A 16172-nucleotide genomic window follows, 5' to 3' on the forward strand; every position below is an offset into this window, starting at 1 on the left:
TATTACGATCACCACATTCTAGTCTATGTCTTCACCTTAAATACAGCGTGATGCGCTATCTTTGGTTTATTGGATTGGTGTTATTGATTGTATGGGTTTATCGCGTCATCGTGGAGAAAAAAGCTGATCAAGTCGAAAATTTTTTAAATCGTAGAAAGCGAAAATAATGATATCTAGTAGTAGAAAAAGGGAGCATGACGCTCCCTTTATTTTGATTTTATTCTGCTTCTGTTGGGACGAGCATGAGTACAGATTCATTTAACAGCATGGCAATATCTTCTAAGATATCAGCATCATATAAAGACTCATCTAACGCTAGACTTTGACCATCGGCAATGTTTTTTAAATGCACTGCAAACTCGTCTGAGATACAGACTCCTTCGCCATTTGCCCAAAACAAAATATCACCGTCTTGCTCTGTATATAGTAAGCGTGAAGCCGGTTCTAACATGAGTTGATAGCCTTGATCTAAGGCCTCTTCAAGATCACCAGTACCGATTTCTTCGGCTTCAGGAATATTGTCAGGATATTTAGGTTCTGACATTAAGCTCATGATTGCATCTTCAAGTACGGTTGAATTTTGCAATTGTTCAAATAACTTTTCTTTTAAATACTCAAGTTCATTTTCAGTCACTTGGCCAATCGCACTGATTTGGTCACGTAAAATGTCAGTTAATGGATTTTTAAGTAGAGGATTGTCTGTGAATTTGTCTGTCACACGATCCATCATTTCAGTGACATTTGGCATGCGAAAGCCAAATGAATAAGTCAGACATTCATCTTCAGCTACGCCATAGTGTGATAGGCCTGGTGGCACATAAAGTAAGTCGCCGGGAGCAAGCACTTCATCAAAATGAACGTCCATTTCTGGCAGTAAGCGAAGCGGTTGACCTTCGACAAATGAAGTATCTGCATCACACATCTGACCTAATTGCCAACGGCGGTGACCATAGCCTTGTACGAGGAATACATCGTAAAAATCAAAATGTTGCCCGACAGAGCCACCTTTTTGTGCATATGACACCATGATGTCATCACGACGCCATTGCGGAATAAATGAAAACTGCTTCCAAAGCTCGGCTAGGTCAAAAGAATAATGATCGACAGCTTGAACCAATAAAGTCCACAGTTTTGGCATTTTTTGAAAATCGGCTTTAAGTAGTGGAGAAGATTTCACTGTCCATTGGTTAGGATCACGATCTTTTTGTTTGATGAGACGTGCAGTGACATTGTCTTCTAAAGCCAATTCAAGAACGTCTTTCGGTTCAAGTATTTGGGCAATTTCAGGGAGTGCATTACGAACCAATAATGGTTTTTTTTGCCAATATTCGGCAAGGAATTGTTCAGCGCTGATGCCGCCGAGGATGTCAAGAGAATGAGCCATAGCTAAATACATACAATTTCAATGGATATATTGTCCCTTGAGATTCCTGTTTTTAGCAAGGCTCTATTTCATTAAATTATTGCGATTAACTTGAGACTATTTTAAAGGATTGTCTTTGAGATATTGCATGACTAATTTTTCAACTTCCAAATCATAGCTATTGGCAGCAGCCGTTGTCGCTGAAAATTTCATGAATTGCTCAAAATGTGCATTGGTGTCAATTTTAGTATTTTCTTTATCAGACATTAATTTGAAATGATTCGGCATGACTTTTGCCATCATTTCAACATTTTCGGTTTGTAGTTTTAGAAGTTTTTTCACTTCAACTGTTTGTGGTTGAATGCTTTCAAATTTTTGTTTGCCTAGAGCAACCAGTTTATTGATTTGTTGTTCTGGCGTGCTACTACCACCGGTTTTGGTTTTAGTCCCTAGCTGTTGAATGATTTGCTCCTGCATTGCAGCGCCTTGTTGTTCTAATTCAGCATAGATAAATTTATATTGAACCCATTCATTGACTAAGTTTTTATTGTATTGCTGAGAGTTGGTCACAGTTTGATTCACTGTATTGGTATGACCGTTTGTCGAACAAAATAGAAGGCTAATGCTAATGAGGCTAGATGAAATTAAATTAAACGTTTTCATGTTTTCAGTTCTTGGTTGTAATAAATAAGTAAGTGACTTTTTAATCATTAGCCCATAAAGAGCTAATGATGTGTTTATTATGCTGTAACAGATAAAGATTTTAAAATTATGGGACTAAGATCTTAAGCTCACGCAAAATATTGCAGAGTTTAATCATCGGCATACCCATGAGTGTGGTTTGGTCTTGCCCGATCATTTCTTCAAATAAGCTAATCCCTAAACTTTCACATTTAAAACTGCCAGCGCAGTGCAGCGGCTGTTCAACCTGAACATATCGTTCGATTTCAGGCAAGCTAAGTTTGCGAAACTTCACTTTATAGTGCTCGACAAGGGTTTGTTCAAAACCTGTTGATTTTTGTTGGACACTGAGTGCAGTACTGAAATAAACGATTTTGTCTGAATTGGCTTGAAGCTGCTTAACGGCTTTTTCATCGCAAAGCGGTTTACCAATAAAAATATCTGGTGCGCCTTCGCGCCATGCGACTTGGTCAGAACCAATCACAATTGCGTCTGGGTGCTGGTTTGCAATCGCTGAAGCTTTTTCAAATGCCAGCCGCTTCGCTAACTCATCGGCGTGGTTTTCACCGCGAGGTGTTTCGTCTATATCTGGTACGATTGAGTGGTAATCAATCCGTAAACGGTCCATCAGGTCTTTACGGGTTTGGCTGCTCGAAGCCAAAATGATTTTGGGAGTACTCATTACACTGCATATTCCATAAGTACATCAAGCGGTACATAAGACAGCGCCGCTTGGTGACACGCTTGTATTTTAATAGGTGGGGCAAATCCTTCTTGATACGCTTCCACCCAGCGAGTCACACAGATACACCAGAAGTCACCAGGTTGTAGTCCTGGAAAACCAACTTCGGGTAAGGGTGTGATTAGGTCATTGCCAACTTTTTGGGAAAAGTTTAAAAATTCAGATGTCATTTGTGCACACATCGTATGCTGACCAAGGTCTGTTGTTGCTGTATGGCAAAAGCCATTTCTAAAATATCCGGTAATCGGATCAAAACAACAGCTTGCCAAGGGTTCGCCTAAAACATTTAAACGATTAATATTTGGGTCTGGATGAATCGACATAAGCGCTGAATCTTTATAAGGCTTTTCGCTATCATAACAAAACTTTGGCTCTACATAGCTTTTCTGCAAAAGAAGCTAACGTTTTTCTGCATAATCATTTAAAATCGTCGCGTTTTGATATCAATAAAAGAGAGTAATGCATGAACTTTCAGCGTATGACTGACCTAGATTTGGCGGGTAAACGTGTTCTGATCCGTGAAGATCTTAACGTACCAGTTAAAAATGGCGTGATTACAAGCGATGCACGTTTACGTGCGGCGTTGCCAACAATTAAAGCAGCTGTAGAAAAAGGTGCTGCTGTAATGGTGTATTCACACTTAGGTCGTCCTGTTGAAGGTGAGCCTAAAGCAGAACAGTCTCTAGCACCTGTAGCTGCTTATTTAACAGAAGCTTTGGGTCAAGATGTTCAATTGATCACTGACTATTTAGATGGTGTTGAGGTTGCGCCAGGTCAAGTGGTTTTACTTGAAAACTGCCGTTTCAACGTGGGTGAAAAGAAAAACAATCCTGAATTATCAGCTAAATATGCAGCACTTTGTGATGTTTACGTTATGGATGCATTTGGTACGGCTCACCGTGCAGAAGCATCGACTGAAGGCGTAGCACGTTGTGCAAAAGTGGCTGCTGCAGGTCCTTTACTTGCTGCTGAGCTTGATGCGCTAGGTCGTGCACTTAAAACTCCTGCAAAACCAATGGTTGCGATTGTTGCAGGCTCAAAAGTTTCTACTAAATTAGATGTATTAACTTCACTATCTGACATTTGTGATCAATTGATCGTGGGTGGTGGTATTGCCAATACATTCTTAGCTGCTGCAGGCTTCAATGTTGGTAAATCACTTTGTGAAAATGACTTGATCGACACAGCAAAAGCCATTGCTGCAAAAGTATCTGTACCACTTCCAACAGATGTTGTTGTGGCTGATGCTGCTGAAATTGATTTTGCAGACTTCCTAGGTTCATTAGCTGCTGCTAAAGCTGTTGTGAAAAAAGTTGAAGATGTGACTGACAACGACATGATTTTGGATGTAGGTCCTGAAACTGCAAAAGCATTTGCTGAGATTTTGAAAACTTCTAAAACTATTCTATGGAATGGTCCAGTAGGTGTGTTCGAAGTTGATCAATTCGGCGAAGGCACCAAAGCATTGTCTTTAGCGATTGCTGAATCTGAAGGCTTCTCTATCGCAGGTGGTGGTGATACGCTTGCTGCAATTGATAAATATGAAGTTGCAGACAAAATTGGTTACATCTCGACTGGTGGTGGTGCTTTCCTTGAATTCGTTGAAGGTAAAACTCTTCCTGCTGTAGCGGCGCTTCTTGACCGTGCTTAATTTAGTATTATCAATAAGATAATACAGTCTTAAAAAAGGTTGGCTTCGGTCAGCCTTTTTTTATCGCCCATTCATTTTGCCGTCATCAAAGTGCAATATTTCTGCAATAAAATTCATCGCAACACCTAATTCGCAGTAGTAGGAAACAACGATGAACTTAAAACTTGCACTTGCTGTACTTTTAATCGCTCCATTAACTTTGACAGCTTGTGCTAAAAAAGAGTCTGCACCAACGGAATCAGAAGCATTTGCTGTTGCCGTAGATAATGCTCAAACAACGCCAGAACAACAAAAAGCCATTGATGAACTTGATAAGCCAGTATTGGATGAAAAGAACCAAGATGTTCCTGCTGAAATTGCAAATGCACCTGCAGACGAAGCAACAGCTGACGCTGAAACAGCCGCTTCAGCAGCAGCAACTCACTAAGATTGTTGTCTTTATTTAAAAAGTCCCTGCAAATGCAGGGATTTTTTTTTAAATAGTGTTATTTGTTGCTGAATTGAAATGATTGAGCATGTAGAATATGCGGCATTACCTGGGAGGATATTATGGCTCTTATTTCATTGCGCCAGCTCTTGGATCACGCCGGCGAACATGCTTACGGCGTACCAGCATTCAACGTAAACAACTTAGAACAAATGCGTGCAATTATGCTTGCAGCAGATGCAACAAATTCACCTGTAATCGTACAAGCATCTGCGGGTGCACGTAAGTATGCAGGCGCTCCGTTCTTGCGTCATTTGATTTTGGCAGCAATCGAAGAATGGCCACATATTCCTGTGGTTATGCACCAAGACCATGGTACTAGCCCTGACGTATGTCAACGTTCTATTCAACTTGGCTTCTCATCAGTGATGATGGACGGTTCATTAGGTGAAGACGGTAAAACACCAACTTCATACGAATACAACGTAGACGTGACTCGTCGTACTGTTCAAATGGCACATGCGTGTGGCGTTTCAGTAGAAGGCGAAATCGGTTGTCTAGGTAGCCTTGAAACTGGTATGGCTGGTGAAGAAGATGGTGTAGGCGCTGAAGGCGTACTTGACCATTCTCAGCTTTTAACTTCAGTTGAAGAAGCGCGTTCATTTGTCGCAGATACTAATGTTGACGCACTTGCAATTGCAGTGGGTACTTCACACGGTGCGTACAAATTTACTCGTCCACCTACAGGTGACATCTTAGCCATTGACCGTATTAAAGAAATTCACGCTGCGTTACCAAATACGCATCTTGTAATGCACGGTTCAAGCTCTGTGCCACAAGAATGGTTGGCTGTAATTAATGAATTCGGTGGTAACATCGGCGAAACTTACGGTGTTCCAGTAGAACAACTTGTAGACGCAATTAAACACGGTGTTCGTAAAATTAACATCGATACAGACTTACGTCTTGCTTCTACAGGTGCTATGCGCCGTATGATGGCTGAAAAACCAGCTGAATTTGACCCACGTAAATTCTTCTCTGCAACTGTTGATGCGATGAAACAAATTTGTATCGATCGTTATGAAGCATTTGGTACAGCGGGTAATGCTGACAAGATTCGTCCAATTTCTTTAGAGAAAATGGTGAGTCACTATAAATAATTTGTCTTGAGATAGATTATTTTTGAAGAAAAGCCCACAATTAAGTGGGCTTTTCTTTGATTTGAACTTAGAAAAATTGCTTTAAATACAACTCAAGAATAAGAGCGTGTCATGGAATTGATCTTTGCTGCCGCGATTTGCAGTGTTCTCGTTTCAGTAATTCTAAAACTATGTCGTGATCGGGGTTTTAACCCTGCACAAATGATCACATGGAATTATGCATCTGCGAGTATTTTATGTTTTCTATGGTTTAAACCGGATCTAGCTCATATTTCGATTAATAAAACGCCGTGGGTTTTAATTGCGGCTTTGGGTGTATTACTGCCGACGATTTTTTATTGCTTAGCACGCTCACTGCAAACGGCGGGTATTTTAAAAACCGAATTAGCTCAGCGCTTATCTGTTGTACTATCTCTTAGCGCAGCATATTTTATTTTCAGTGAATATTTTAATGCCATTAAGCTCATTGGTATTGCACTTGGTGTACTAGCGGTGTTGCTGATTTTATTTTCACAGCGTAAGGGAAGCATTGATGGAAAGCAGGGGATTTTATTTTTATTAAGCGTTTGGGCAGGCTATTCACTGATTGATGTGCTATTAAAATTTGCCTCAGGTTTGGGCATGCAGTTTGCGGTGACTTTAAATATGGTGTTTATTTGTGCATTTTTACTTTCGAGCATTTATAACATCGTACAACACGGCAGTTTGGGGCAGACCAAAAATATCCTCGCTGGATTGGGCTTAGGTCTCTTAAACTTTGCCAATATTGCACTGTATGTGAAAGCCCACATGTTGCTTAAAGACACACCTGCAATCGTCTTTGCTGGCATGAATATTTTGGTTGTAGTTTTAGGTGTGGTTGCGGGCCTCATCATCTTTAAAGAAAAATTGAGAGTCGCAACCGTATTTGGTTTGATTGCAGGGATCATGAGTGTGGTTTGCTTAGCATATGCCATGTCTGTCTAAGATAACTTTTAGCAAAAACGATCGGGTGTTGTAGCAAATCATCCCACTCAGCTACGCCCATGAGCAGTCCTTGATCTCGACAGGTTGGACACTCAGGGCAGTGATGATCAGTATATTGATAAGTATGCAGATACATTTGATGGCAATGACCGCATTCAAACTTCATCGGCATTTGTAGTAAATATGACATGTCCCACCTCTGCTTGAATTGTTGTTTTGATTCAAATTATTTAGCAAAGTTCAGACCAATTTATAAATTTTCTATTTTCACATTGTTGCTAAATATGTCGTTATTAAAAAAGCCCTCGTATTGAGGGCTTTTAGTTTTAGAAGCTTAGTTAACGCGTGAGTTGTTGAAAACGTTGTAAGGTATTTTCAAAATAACATTTACCCACTGCAACGGGGTGTTTTAGGAAATCTTGAGTTTCAATCGTGCCTTGTAACTGACCCGGTTGTTTACAGTTAGGGCAGTTTGGATAGCTATGGAGCATATCGCCCGCATATTTTTGTAAATAAACCGTATTGCACGCTTCGCAATGAAATTTCATGGGTAATTTTATAGCTGTAGGCATAGGGAGAGACCTGAGTATATTTTGAGCAGAATATACTCGATAATTGTTTAAATAATAAGTCCCGAAATGACAAAAAAGAGGCAAAATTGCCCCTTTCGTCGGTTTTATGGAAAGCTTAAAGATGTGTAAAAATTTCTTCAGCATTCAGACGTGATTTAGGTAATTTCGCATTGAAATCATTTTCGCTACGATAGCCTAAAGTCATCAGGACAGAAGGAATCAAGTTTTGTTCAACTAAGCCCAATTCTTCAGAGATGATCGCTTCGTCAAATCCACCAATTGGAGTTGCATCCACACCTTCAATGCCTGCTGCCAAAAGCATTTGACCTAAAGCAATAAAAGTCTGGTTTTCAGCCCAACGTTGAATATCACCTTTTTCATTACGATAATAATCGACATAACCTGTACGGCTGTCTTTTTGACCTTGTTTGGCTTTGTCATCTTTAAAGCGACCACTACGATCATCCTGATTTAAAAGATTATCTAAATGCTCTGTGGTGATGTCTGCTTTGGTACAGAATAAAATCGTATGTGATGAATCTAAAACTTTTGGGGCATTGTAGGCATATTTACCCACTAAGGCTTTAGCAATGCGTTGTTTGGCTGCATTATTATCTGCAATAAAAAAATGCCAAGGCTGAATATTAATAGAAGATGGTGCTAAACGGAGTATTTGTAATAAACGCTCAAATTGTTCCTGCGGAATTTTTTTAGCAGGATTATATGCTTTCGTGGTATAGCGTTGTTTTGATACGTTTAACAGATCCATCGAATATCTCCAGATATAGTTTGCTGTAGTTTAGCGGATAAACGGCCGAATGGTCTAAGGAGAAAATTTTCCAAGGATAGATCTTAGTCGTATATGCTGTACACATTGGCTAAAAATTAACAGATTTAAGCTGTATGAAGTGCGAATTAGAGTTATATAAAATCATAAGATAGATAAATGCTATTGGTAGTTTTTGCCAAAAGGCGTTTAATTAATTGTAGTTAATCATAGTTTAAGCATGAGACAGCAGCGATGGATTACACCAATCATTTCAAGAAAAAATTAAAAACCGAACAGCAGATTGGTTTGTGGGTCGGTTTAGCCGATGCTTATGGGACTGAAATAGCTGCAAATGCAGGTTATGACTGGTTGCTAATTGATGGCGAGCATGCGCCAAGTGATTTGCGGACGACATTGTCGCAATTGCAAAGTATTGCTGCATATCCTTCGCAAGCCGTGGTTCGACCTCCAATTGGTAGTGTGCAACTGATTAAACAATTGTTGGATATCGGTGCGCAAACCTTGCTGATTCCTATGGTTGAAACTGTTGAACAAGCTCAACTTATGGTTAAGGCCGTACGTTATCCACCTGAAGGTATTCGTGGAGTAGGTGCAGCATTAGCACGTGCAACACGTTGGAACAGTATTCCAGACTACTATGCAACTGCACATGAAAATATCTGTTTACTGATTCAGATAGAGTCGGTTGAGGGGATTAAAAACTTAGATGAAATACTGAAAATTGATGGCATCGATGGGGTATTTATTGGTGCGGTGGATTTGTCGGCGACGATGGGTTATCAGGGGAATTCGAACCATCCTGAAGTACAAAAAACCGTGATTGATGCAATTCAGCGTATACGTAAGGCGGGTAAAGCAGCAGGTATTTTGTCGACACAGCATGATGTGACTCAGAAGTATATCGAGTTAGGCACAGAATTTGTTGCCGTGGGTGTCGACACCAGTGTGCTCATGAATTCGTTACGTGAGCTTTTATCGAAGTATAAAACAGATACCCAAGTGATGAAAACAGAAGGTGGTTACTAAGCGGTACAGCCTTAAGCAATTGGTAACCGTCAGATCAGATTTGAGCTAGTACAGCCTTAGAAAAACCTCTGCATAACGAGTTGTATATTTGATATCTTTGTTCTTGAGTGAGATGAGTATAGTTCATGATGCAACTTTGACCGGTCGGAAGCAAAATGCGAACTCAACTTGCTTCTCTCTAATAATTTAATCTTTGTTGCTCTTCTTTTTTGAATTTAAGAGTAAAAAAGACATACCGGAGTATGTCTTTTGGGGAGATATTGCAGCTTAGAAGTCGTAACGTAGACCAAGAGAAAGTGCAGTTGCATTTTCATCACCGATCCCTGAAATACCGTTACCGAAACTACGACCTTCTTTCCAAGGGTTGAGTTTAGAGTTTTTGTCGTTAAGCACAGTTGCTAGGTTGCCATATACGCGTAAAGTGCTATCCAACTTATGTTCTACACCCACACCGATCAAGCTTGCATTAGCATCATCAGCATCGACGTCACGGTAGAAATATTCACCGCGTACTGAGGTTTTAGGCGTTACTTTATATTCACCAGCTACACCAAAAACTTGAGCATCTGGGTTGGCTGTATCGTTGTCGTGCTTGGCAATTTGATATAAAGCACCCAAGTTAAATTCTTCAGTTAACTTATATGCACCAGCAATACGGAATGCATCTCGACTTGCGCCACCTGCTGCGTTTGCTGCATTTTCATCATACTTTTCGTATGCTGCTGCAAAATCAATTGGGCCTTCTTTATAGGTTAGAGCAAGGTCATAGGCTTTGTTATCATCTTTACCTTCGCCATCTGCTTCACGGTCAATTTGTGTACCTGAATGCATCGACATTGCAGCTAATACATTGAAACCACCGCCAAATTTTGGAGATTTATATTCAATGGTGTTTTCATTACGCTCATCAAATTTTAAGTTGCCTACACGTGTTACGTTACGAACGTCACCAACCATGTCACCGAAGAAGTTCACAGGGCTACGTGCGACTTTAAATGGGCTGTCAAAACGACCTACACGTGCTTGACCATAAGTTGAACTTTTTAAACCCACGAAGGTGTCACGTGTTGAAAAATCTACACCTTTGCTGTCTTGGCTACCGCTTGCAAAGTTTACTTCTTGCTCAATTTGAGCGAATACGTTGAGGTCATCATTAATTTTTTGATCTACTTTGAAGCCTAATCTTGAAGCGTTAGAAGAAAGACCAACTTCGTTGTAATCTTTACCATCATCTAGATAGTCAAGAGAGACATGTGCACGGCCATAAATTTTTACATCTGCAGCAGATGCCATCATTGGTGTAAGAATTGTTGCCCCGATTGCTAATGCACATAGAGTTTTTTTCATTTGAAGCTCCAGAAGACTTTTCCAGTCATATCAATATGTTTTATCAGTAGCTTGGATAGAAGTAATTTCGCTATCTAATGGCGCTAAGTATTCATTACAAATAAGACAGTTCTATTAAGGAAATATTTCAAAACGGTGAAAGGTGATTTTTGGTTTAAATTGTTTTTATATTTATAAAAATGAATATTTATTAAGTGTTTATAGTTGAATTGAACATTAAGTTGTTTAAAGCTAAAAATAGTTAGCGTAATAGTGTAGATATAAAAAATGGAGCCGAAGCTCCATTGATCATCACTTTAAACTCAATTGAACTTAAAGTGCTGCTTTGATTTTTTCGCCAATCGCTTTAATTTTTTCCATATCGCCCATTTGTGCGGCATGTTTACCTAATTCATGCACTGAAGTCGGAATTAGGTGGAAATGCACGTGCGGAACAGTTTGACCCGCAGCAGCGCCAGACAACTGCATCAATACGATACCTTTCACGTCTAAAGCTTTTTCCATTGCTTTCGCAACTTTTTGAGCAACCTGAATGGTATAAGCAGCCGCTTCTGGATCTAAATCAAGTAGCGTAATAGCAGGGGTTTTAGGAATTACGAGCGTATGACCTTCGGCCTGTGGCATGACATCCATAAAAGCGAGTACTTGATCATCTTCATAGACTTTAAACGCGGGAAGTTCTCCACGTAAAATCCGAGCAAAAATATTTTGATCATCATAAGTCATTGCTAAATTCCTTGAGCGAATTGAATCGTAATTATTTACAGTTCAATTCTTTCTGACGATCTTTGATCGCGTCAAGTCGTTGTTGCTCTTTTTCTGAAAATTTAGGCTTAGTTGTGTAGCAATTGTCATTGCCAAACTTCGCTTTAGCGTCAGGATCTTTAAAGCAGAAACCTTTCGATGCATAAATCACGTCATGGTCATTTTTCAACTTTTGGCATTCTTGCTCAGATGCTAAAACAGCAGTAGAAGCCCCGATTAAAGTTACAGCACCTAGCAAAGTTGCGAGGGTAAATTTGTTCATGCGAGTTTCCTCTGTCATTTGTAACAATGTGTGTTATGACACTAGAGTACAATATGATGGTTATTTATCGTTATTCAATGGCGAGTTATTACTCAATTGTAATTTTACTCCATTTTTCATACATAATCATAGCGCTTGAAAAATCACTGTTTTCTTCAGCTTGATCGCTTGCTGCTTGGATTAAATTTTGCGTCAAAGAGAGCACAGGGGCTGAAAGTTTTGCTTGTCGTACCAGATCAACAGCAATTCCCGTATCTTTTGCAAGTAATGGAAGTGCAAAGGTTAATGGGAAGCTACGATTCAGTACGCGCTGCGGTAAAACAGTTTCAGTCACATTACTTTTACCGCTCGACGCATTAATACAATCGAGTGCTTCATGTAAGTCCACGCCATGCGCTTTTAAGGTGGTGAATCCTTCAGCAACTGCACAAAGATTTACAGCCATTAACATGTTGTTTACAGCTTTAACGGCAAAACCCGCACCCGGTTCACCCACATGTTTAATCAGTTTGCCAAATGTTTGGATCGCAGGTAATGCACGTTCAAAGGCTACTTTGTCACCACCAATCATGACGGTTAATGTTCCCGTTTCAGCGCCAATGGTTTGTCCACTCACAGGGGCATCTAAGAATGCAATATTTTGCTGCTTTAAGGCAGCAGCGAGTTTTTTTGCAGATTCTGGTACACCGCTGGTACAGTCGACCCAAATCGAGCCTGATTTCAGCGTTACACTCGCAATTAAATTTTCAACATCTTGGCTGATGGGTAGGCAGGAAAAAATAATGTCCGCTTGTGCTGCTTGTTCTAAAGCAGCCGCTTGCGTACCAAATTCAGCAGCATGTTGCTCTGCCTTGGTAAAGTTTCGATTCCAGACATAAACCATGTCGAACTGTTTTGGTAGGTGCGCTGCCATACGGTAACCCATTGCGCCCAATCCGATAAATGCAACTGACTGAATCATCTTTACCCTCTAAATTTTTATTTCAATAAACTGGATCTTTGTGTAAGCCACTGGGTCAAAGTTGGCCAAAATTGATTGGCACTTTTTTGACTCGACATCAGGCCGAGGTGACCACCGGGAATGAGAGTAAACGTGACATCTTGACTACTTGTCAATTCGCCTAAAGGACTCGCTGCATCTGCCGTAACAATTTGATCGCTAGAACCCGCGCCAATCAACAATGAACAGTGGATATTTTTTAATTGAATAACTTTATCTTTCAATTGAATAATGCCGTTTTTAAGCGGATTTTGTAGCCAAACATTGAACACCATGTCTTGGTTAATGCCACCCGGATAGTCAATCATGTGATTGAGAAAATCGCCCATGGTTGCATGTTCATACAGGTCATGCAGATTATCTAAGTTAGATAAAAATTGCTTTTGGCTTTTGAACCAACCCATTGGATCGACGATTTTAAATCCAATCGCATTAAGCACGCCCGGTGTATGGATAAAATGTTTAGGAATTTTCCCAGTGTAAACAGTATCTTGTAAATTCTTACTACGTGAAAGCAAGCGATTGGTTTTTTGAAATAACTTTCCGATACGACCTGAGGCATAGCTATCAATTGGTGCGCCCATCACCATGAGATTTTTAACATGTTCAGGTTGATGTAATGCGGTATACAGCGTGACAAAGACTCCAGCCATACTCCAACCATGTAGCGAGATGTATCGACTATCTGCATGCTCACAAATTTGATCTATACAATGGGGAATCACATCATCAATAAACGATAGAAAATTTAAGAATCGATCTTGATAGTTCAACTTTCCCCATTCCAACAAATAGACATCAAAGCCACTGTGTTGAAAATGTTTCACCAATGAGCGATATGGATACAAATCATAAATTGCCATATTGATGGCCAGTGGTGCAACAAACACTAAGGGTTCTTTGTATTTACGATCAGGCGAAGCGTAATACCGAACTTTTGCATGTTTATATTCAGTAATTACTTCATAGGGTGTTGATTGAGAAAGGACCAGCGATTTTGCATTAAACACACGTGTAGACAGGTGTTTAATTTTCTTTTGCTGCGCTAGAAATTTCTGTTTGAAAGGGTGCATAACTGTCAATTGCCTAAGTCCTTGTAGGATTGGTCGAAGTCTAAGCGATAATTTCGTATTTTACCTTGACCTTAAATAGCTTAGACGCTCAAAATATTGGCAATTCTTCACAAAGGCAGTTCTTCGCGACTGAGTAATACAGATGAGCCAACAAGACGACATCGAATACCAATTAGAGACTTTAGCGATTCGTACAGGTCATACTCGTACTTTTGAGGGTGAACATAGCGAGCCAATTTTCCTGACTTCATCATTTGTTTGTGAAAGTGCAGCAGATGCCGCAGCAAAATTTTCAGGTCAAATTGAAGGCAATACCTATTCACGTTATACCAACCCAACTGTACAAACTTTCGAAAAACGTTTAGCTGTTTTGGATGGTGCTGAAGCCGCGGTTGCGACAAGTTCAGGTATGGCGGGCGTACACGCAATTACTTTGGCATATTTGAAAGCTGGCGATCATGTGGTGTGTTCACGTGCTGTCTTTGGTTCGATCATTTCTCTGTTTGAAAAATATGTCATCAAATTTGGCGTTGATGTTACTTTTGTTGATTTGGAAGATTTAGATGCTTGGAAACAAGCGATTCGTCCAACTACACGCCTATTGTTTATAGAAACACCGTCAAACCCATTAGCTCAAGTAGGTGATTTACTAGCCATTGCCGATATTGCACATGCGCATGGCGCATTATTTGCAGTCGATAATACCTTCTGTACACCAGTGTTACAGCAACCGATTAAATTTGGTGCGGACCTCGTGATCTACTCATCAACAAAATATATTGATGGTCAAGGTCGTGCGCTCGGTGGTGCTGTTGTAGGTAGTGCAAAATTGATGGAAGAGATTACAGGTGTTATTCGTACACTGGGTAACTCGATGAGTCCATTCAATGCATGGATCTTCCTGAAAGGTCTAGAAACTTTAAGCTTACGTATGAAAGCCCACTGTGCAAGTGCTCAAACTTTAGCTGAATGGTTAGATGCACACCCGAAAGTTGAAAAAGTGTACTATGCGGGACTTCCAAATCACGAAGGTCATGAGTTGGCGAAAAAGCAACAAAAAGGCTTTGGCGGAGTTGTATCGTTTGTTGCCAAAGGCGAACGTGAAGGCGCTTGGACAGTGATTGATAATACTAAGTTCCTTTCTATTACAAGTAATTTGGGTGATGTAAAATCAACAATTACTCATCCTGCAACGACTTCTCATGGCAGAATGTCAGCAGAAGCGAAAAAAGCAGCAGGGATTAGCGAAGGTTTAATTCGCGTATCTGTTGGTTTAGAAGATATTAATGATATTATTCGCGATCTTTCACGCGGTTTAGATCTTATCTAAAGTGAATTCATCAGTTTTGTTCGGAGATTTTTATGAACATTAATATGCTCATGCAGCAAGCTCAACGCATGCAAAAAGAAGTTGAGAGCAACATTAAAAAAGCCAAGGAAGAGCTTGCACAAGTTGAAGTTCACGCTGAAGCAGGTGGTGGTCTGGTTAAAGTTACTATGACTGCACGTCATGTAGTGAAACGTATCGAAATTAATCCTGAACTACTTCAAGATGATGCAGATATGATTGAAGACTTAATTGCAGCGGCAATGAATGATGCTTCACGTCAAGCTGAAGTGATTTCAGAAGAAAAACTGAAATCTGCAAACTCTGGTATGGGGCTTCCACCAGGTCTTTCAGGTTTATTCTAAGGAATACGTTGAATGTTTAGTGATCGTTTTGATCAACTTGTACAGGCATTGCGTATTTTGCCAAGCGTTGGGCCAAAGTCGGCTCAACGTATGGCACTGCACTTAATCATGAAAAATAGGGAGGGTGCTGTTGGTCTGGCACATGCCTTGACTGAAGCAACCAACTATATTCATGAATGTTCCATTTGCCATTCATTGACTGAAGATGAGGTATGCAATATTTGCATCTCTTCAGAGCGTGATGATCAACTGCTTTGTGTGGTTGAATCTCCTGCAGATGTCATGGCAATCGAGCAAAGTGGCAGTTTTAGAGGGAAATATCATGTATTGGGTGGGCATTTGTCGCCACTCGATGGTATTGGCCCCGACGAAATTGGTATCCCATATTTAATTCAACGACTAAGTGATGGTAAAGTGCAGGAAGTGATCTTGGCGACCAATGCAACGGTTGAAGGTCAAGCGACAGCACATTATTTGGTTGAAGCGACCAAACATTTACCAATACAAATGACCCGTATTGCACAGGGTGTACCACAGGGTGGTGAGCTTGAATATGTGGATAGTCATACCTTAAGTCAGGCCGTGCATAACCGAATGCGAATGAAGTAACTATAGAGCGAAACTCGTTTCGCTTTGTATAATTTTCACCTAATTA

At 40.2% G+C, this 16172-nt stretch carries 19 protein-coding genes; 8 read left to right on the top strand and 11 right to left on the bottom strand.

Annotated elements, in window-relative coordinates:
* Positions 1 to 217: 217 nt before the first annotated feature.
* The 4 genes from FTU12_RS13215 to FTU12_RS13230 form a co-directional block, all read right to left on the bottom strand.
* Positions 218 to 1384, bottom strand: a complete 1167-nt coding sequence (locus tag FTU12_RS13215; RefSeq protein ID WP_180114553.1) for a cupin domain-containing protein — start codon at positions 1382 to 1384, stop codon at positions 218 to 220.
* 96 nt (positions 1385 to 1480) lie between these two features.
* On the bottom strand, positions 1481 to 2026 hold the full coding sequence (locus FTU12_RS13220; RefSeq protein WP_180022725.1) for a hypothetical protein: 546 nt from the start codon (positions 2024 to 2026) through the stop codon (positions 1481 to 1483).
* Positions 2027 to 2132: 106 nt separating this feature from the next.
* Positions 2133 to 2726, bottom strand: a complete 594-nt coding sequence (locus tag FTU12_RS13225) for a nucleoside triphosphate pyrophosphatase (RefSeq protein ID WP_078188699.1) — start codon at positions 2724 to 2726, stop codon at positions 2133 to 2135.
* The gene (locus tag FTU12_RS13230) at positions 2726 to 3109 is read right to left on the bottom strand and encodes a DUF2237 family protein (RefSeq protein WP_078188698.1); all 384 of its coding nucleotides are present in this window, start codon (positions 3107 to 3109) and stop codon (positions 2726 to 2728) included. The genes FTU12_RS13225 and FTU12_RS13230 overlap by 1 nt, the downstream gene beginning before the upstream one ends.
* 140 nt (positions 3110 to 3249) lie before the next feature.
* Between FTU12_RS13230 and FTU12_RS13235 the strand changes: the two genes are divergently transcribed.
* The 4 genes from FTU12_RS13235 to FTU12_RS13250 all read left to right on the top strand — a co-directional run bounded on the left by FTU12_RS13235 (position 3250) and on the right by FTU12_RS13250 (position 6990).
* Positions 3250 to 4437, top strand: coding sequence for a phosphoglycerate kinase (locus tag FTU12_RS13235; RefSeq protein ID WP_180114554.1), 1188 nt, complete (start codon positions 3250 to 3252; stop codon positions 4435 to 4437).
* Positions 4438 to 4588: 151 nt separating this feature from the next.
* A complete protein-coding gene (locus FTU12_RS13240) occupies positions 4589 to 4864 on the top strand; it encodes a hypothetical protein (protein ID WP_180114555.1) in 276 nt (91 codons plus the stop codon).
* A 122-nt stretch (positions 4865 to 4986) separates the two neighbouring features.
* Positions 4987 to 6024, top strand: coding sequence for a class II fructose-bisphosphate aldolase (gene fba / locus FTU12_RS13245; protein ID WP_078188695.1), 1038 nt, complete (start codon positions 4987 to 4989; stop codon positions 6022 to 6024).
* A 111-nt stretch (positions 6025 to 6135) separates the two neighbouring features.
* Positions 6136 to 6990, top strand: coding sequence for an EamA family transporter (locus FTU12_RS13250; RefSeq protein ID WP_180022723.1), 855 nt, complete (start codon positions 6136 to 6138; stop codon positions 6988 to 6990).
* Positions 6991 to 7328: 338 nt separating this feature from the next.
* Here the strand turns inward: FTU12_RS13250 and FTU12_RS13255 are convergent, their stop codons facing one another.
* Together FTU12_RS13255 and nfsB are read right to left on the bottom strand one after the other, a co-directional pair.
* Complete coding sequence (locus FTU12_RS13255; RefSeq protein ID WP_078188692.1) at positions 7329 to 7562, bottom strand: hypothetical protein; 234 nt, start codon at positions 7560 to 7562, stop codon at positions 7329 to 7331.
* A 115-nt stretch (positions 7563 to 7677) separates the two neighbouring features.
* Complete coding sequence (gene nfsB / locus FTU12_RS13260) at positions 7678 to 8331, bottom strand: oxygen-insensitive NAD(P)H nitroreductase (RefSeq protein ID WP_180114556.1); 654 nt, start codon at positions 8329 to 8331, stop codon at positions 7678 to 7680.
* Positions 8332 to 8583: 252 nt separating this feature from the next.
* Here nfsB and hpaI point away from each other — a divergent pair, with 252 nt between their 5' ends.
* Positions 8584 to 9378, top strand: a complete 795-nt coding sequence (hpaI, locus tag FTU12_RS13265) for a 4-hydroxy-2-oxoheptanedioate aldolase (RefSeq protein ID WP_168379673.1) — start codon at positions 8584 to 8586, stop codon at positions 9376 to 9378.
* 267 nt (positions 9379 to 9645) lie between these two features.
* Here hpaI and FTU12_RS13270 read toward each other — a convergent pair whose 3' ends face one another.
* From FTU12_RS13270 to FTU12_RS13290, 5 genes are all read right to left on the bottom strand, one after another.
* Complete coding sequence (locus FTU12_RS13270; protein WP_078188512.1) at positions 9646 to 10725, bottom strand: porin; 1080 nt, start codon at positions 10723 to 10725, stop codon at positions 9646 to 9648.
* 312 nt (positions 10726 to 11037) lie between these two features.
* Entirely contained in the window at positions 11038 to 11451 is a 414-nt protein-coding gene (locus FTU12_RS13275; protein WP_078188511.1) for an HIT family protein, read from the bottom strand.
* Positions 11452 to 11482: 31 nt separating this feature from the next.
* Complete coding sequence (locus tag FTU12_RS13280) at positions 11483 to 11752, bottom strand: YARHG domain-containing protein (protein ID WP_078188510.1); 270 nt, start codon at positions 11750 to 11752, stop codon at positions 11483 to 11485.
* Between the two features lie 88 nt (positions 11753 to 11840).
* Positions 11841 to 12713 carry an NAD(P)-dependent oxidoreductase gene (locus FTU12_RS13285; RefSeq protein ID WP_180114557.1) on the bottom strand — a complete coding sequence of 291 codons (873 nt, stop codon included), beginning with the start codon at positions 12711 to 12713 and terminating at the stop codon, positions 11841 to 11843.
* A 17-nt stretch (positions 12714 to 12730) separates the two neighbouring features.
* On the bottom strand, positions 12731 to 13825 hold the full coding sequence (locus FTU12_RS13290) for an alpha/beta fold hydrolase (RefSeq protein WP_180114558.1): 1095 nt from the start codon (positions 13823 to 13825) through the stop codon (positions 12731 to 12733).
* Between the two features lie 142 nt (positions 13826 to 13967).
* Here FTU12_RS13290 and FTU12_RS13295 point away from each other — a divergent pair, with 142 nt between their 5' ends.
* Genes FTU12_RS13295 through recR form a run of 3 tightly spaced genes read left to right on the top strand, consistent with a single transcriptional unit; the run spans position 13968 to position 16126 of the window.
* Complete coding sequence (locus FTU12_RS13295) at positions 13968 to 15155, top strand: O-succinylhomoserine sulfhydrylase (protein ID WP_180114559.1); 1188 nt, start codon at positions 13968 to 13970, stop codon at positions 15153 to 15155.
* A 32-nt stretch (positions 15156 to 15187) separates the two neighbouring features.
* Positions 15188 to 15517: a YbaB/EbfC family nucleoid-associated protein gene (locus FTU12_RS13300; protein ID WP_078188506.1), complete on the top strand. Its 330-nt coding sequence runs from the start codon at positions 15188 to 15190 to the stop codon at positions 15515 to 15517.
* Between the two features lie 12 nt (positions 15518 to 15529).
* Entirely contained in the window at positions 15530 to 16126 is a 597-nt protein-coding gene (recR, locus tag FTU12_RS13305) for a recombination mediator RecR (protein ID WP_180056134.1), read from the top strand.
* Positions 16127 to 16172: the final 46 nt, after the last annotated feature.

Origin of the sequence: Acinetobacter sp. YH12063 (assembly GCF_013419715.1) — a bacterium.
GTDB classification, from domain to species: domain Bacteria; phylum Pseudomonadota; class Gammaproteobacteria; order Pseudomonadales; family Moraxellaceae; genus Acinetobacter; species Acinetobacter amyesii.

What these genes read in the sequence shown, in the direction of transcription:
- FTU12_RS13215 (WP_180114553.1), bottom strand. Translation starts at nt 1,384, where the DNA reads ATGGCTCATTCTCTTGACATCCTCGGCGGCATCAGCGCTGAACAATTC.
- FTU12_RS13220 (WP_180022725.1), bottom strand. Translation starts at nt 2,026, where the DNA reads ATGAAAACGTTTAATTTAATTTCATCTAGCCTCATTAGCATTAGCCTT.
- FTU12_RS13225 (WP_078188699.1), bottom strand. Translation starts at nt 2,726, where the DNA reads ATGAGTACTCCCAAAATCATTTTGGCTTCGAGCAGCCAAACCCGTAAA.
- FTU12_RS13230 (WP_078188698.1), bottom strand. Translation starts at nt 3,109, where the DNA reads ATGTCGATTCATCCAGACCCAAATATTAATCGTTTAAATGTTTTAGGC.
- FTU12_RS13235 (WP_180114554.1), top strand. Translation starts at nt 3,250, where the DNA reads ATGAACTTTCAGCGTATGACTGACCTAGATTTGGCGGGTAAACGTGTT.
- FTU12_RS13240 (WP_180114555.1), top strand. Translation starts at nt 4,589, where the DNA reads ATGAACTTAAAACTTGCACTTGCTGTACTTTTAATCGCTCCATTAACT.
- fba (WP_078188695.1), top strand. Translation starts at nt 4,987, where the DNA reads ATGGCTCTTATTTCATTGCGCCAGCTCTTGGATCACGCCGGCGAACAT.
- FTU12_RS13250 (WP_180022723.1), top strand. Translation starts at nt 6,136, where the DNA reads ATGGAATTGATCTTTGCTGCCGCGATTTGCAGTGTTCTCGTTTCAGTA.
- FTU12_RS13255 (WP_078188692.1), bottom strand. Translation starts at nt 7,562, where the DNA reads ATGCCTACAGCTATAAAATTACCCATGAAATTTCATTGCGAAGCGTGC.
- nfsB (WP_180114556.1), bottom strand. Translation starts at nt 8,331, where the DNA reads ATGGATCTGTTAAACGTATCAAAACAACGCTATACCACGAAAGCATAT.
- hpaI (WP_168379673.1), top strand. Translation starts at nt 8,584, where the DNA reads ATGGATTACACCAATCATTTCAAGAAAAAATTAAAAACCGAACAGCAG.
- FTU12_RS13270 (WP_078188512.1), bottom strand. Translation starts at nt 10,725, where the DNA reads ATGAAAAAAACTCTATGTGCATTAGCAATCGGGGCAACAATTCTTACA.
- FTU12_RS13275 (WP_078188511.1), bottom strand. Translation starts at nt 11,451, where the DNA reads ATGACTTATGATGATCAAAATATTTTTGCTCGGATTTTACGTGGAGAA.
- FTU12_RS13280 (WP_078188510.1), bottom strand. Translation starts at nt 11,752, where the DNA reads ATGAACAAATTTACCCTCGCAACTTTGCTAGGTGCTGTAACTTTAATC.
- FTU12_RS13285 (WP_180114557.1), bottom strand. Translation starts at nt 12,713, where the DNA reads ATGATTCAGTCAGTTGCATTTATCGGATTGGGCGCAATGGGTTACCGT.
- FTU12_RS13290 (WP_180114558.1), bottom strand. Translation starts at nt 13,825, where the DNA reads ATGCACCCTTTCAAACAGAAATTTCTAGCGCAGCAAAAGAAAATTAAA.
- FTU12_RS13295 (WP_180114559.1), top strand. Translation starts at nt 13,968, where the DNA reads ATGAGCCAACAAGACGACATCGAATACCAATTAGAGACTTTAGCGATT.
- FTU12_RS13300 (WP_078188506.1), top strand. Translation starts at nt 15,188, where the DNA reads ATGAACATTAATATGCTCATGCAGCAAGCTCAACGCATGCAAAAAGAA.
- recR (WP_180056134.1), top strand. Translation starts at nt 15,530, where the DNA reads ATGTTTAGTGATCGTTTTGATCAACTTGTACAGGCATTGCGTATTTTG.